We start from the raw sequence: 1232 nt of genomic DNA on the forward strand, positions 1-1232 counted from the left end.
GGGGGGCATGCAATCTTACTCCGGTTCATCCGGGAGGGGATAAAACGGTATAAACAGTATACAGGCGGCGGTAAGGCAACAGATGGAACGTTTAACAAAAACAATACAAACAGATGTGCAGTATTCACTATTTTCCGGTAACGATGGAGCGGCAGGGCGGACGGTTTTATATCGGCCTGGACATGCATTTTGTGGGGGATATGGCCACGGCCGACCGGGCGCACTGGTTCATACCCGTACTATACGGCGGGGACAGGCGCAGGGAGTTACCCATGGTTCTGGTCGCCGGCGGGTCGCGCTACCGGTCTTTGCGTCTTGCCTTATGGGGCCTTGGCAGCAACATATTGCGCTCTTACCATATAAAAAAGCTGTTGCAGGCAGCCGGCAGGGCGGTCATCGATTACCCTTACCGCATATCCCTTCCCTACGAGGAGTGGATGGACAAGGCGGAAATAACCGTCATACAACAGTGAACCGGCAGGCGATGATCAATCAACATGAAGTCAAATAAATAATATATAAAAAATATATACATAAAAATACAGACATCCTTTATGAAACAATCCGTATTCATCTTTCTGCTTCTAGCCATAGCCCTGGTTTCCGTACGGGGGCAGGACAAAGCAGGCAACCTGCCGCTATCCTCGCCGCACCTGGCGGTCAAGACCAATCTGCTGTACGATGCGACCACCACTTTCAACCTGGGGCTGGAAGTCAGGCTGGACAGCCGCTATACACTGGATATACCGGTTAATTACAATCCCTTCACCTATAGCGGGAATAGGAAGCTGAAGCATATACTGGTGCAGCCCGAGCTCCGTTACTGGCTTTACGAGCCGTTCTTCGGTCATTTCTTCGGTGTGCATGCGCTCTATGCCAATTACAATGTGGGGGCTATCAAGCTGCCGCTGGACCTGTACCCGGACCTGGAGACCAGCCGTTACCGGGGCGACCTTTTCGGGGCGGGCTTTTCTTACGGTTACCACTGGATGCTCTCCCCCCGCTGGAGCCTGGAAGCCACATTCGGTTTCGGGTATGCCTATTCGGATTATGACAAATATGAGTGTAAAACCTGCGGCAAGCTGCTGGAAAGCGGCAGCAAGCATTATTTCGGGCCTACAAAGGCAGGTATATCCATCATCTATATAATCAAATAAGACAATGAAACGTATGAAACGATTCCATATTTCCCATATACCGGCTGTATTTTTCCTGTTGGCGGCGCTCAGCCT

At 51.1% G+C, this 1232-nt stretch carries 2 protein-coding genes; both read left to right on the top strand.

Going from position 1 to position 1232, the window contains the following annotated elements:
- The first annotated feature begins 113 nt into the window (after window positions 1-113).
- The gene (locus ACFO6W_RS14320; RefSeq protein WP_379997560.1) at window positions 114-473 is read left to right on the top strand and encodes a hypothetical protein; all 360 of its coding nucleotides are present in this window, start codon (window positions 114-116) and stop codon (window positions 471-473) included.
- A gap of 81 nt (window positions 474-554) precedes the next feature.
- Window positions 555-1157, top strand: a complete 603-nt coding sequence (locus ACFO6W_RS14325; RefSeq protein WP_379997562.1) for a DUF3575 domain-containing protein — start codon at window positions 555-557, stop codon at window positions 1155-1157.
- The last annotated feature ends 75 nt before the right edge of the window (window positions 1158-1232 follow it).

The sequence above is a fragment of the Dysgonomonas termitidis genome, assembly GCF_042654545.1.
In the GTDB taxonomy this organism is placed as follows: Bacteria; Bacteroidota; Bacteroidia; order Bacteroidales; family Dysgonomonadaceae; genus Dysgonomonas; species Dysgonomonas termitidis.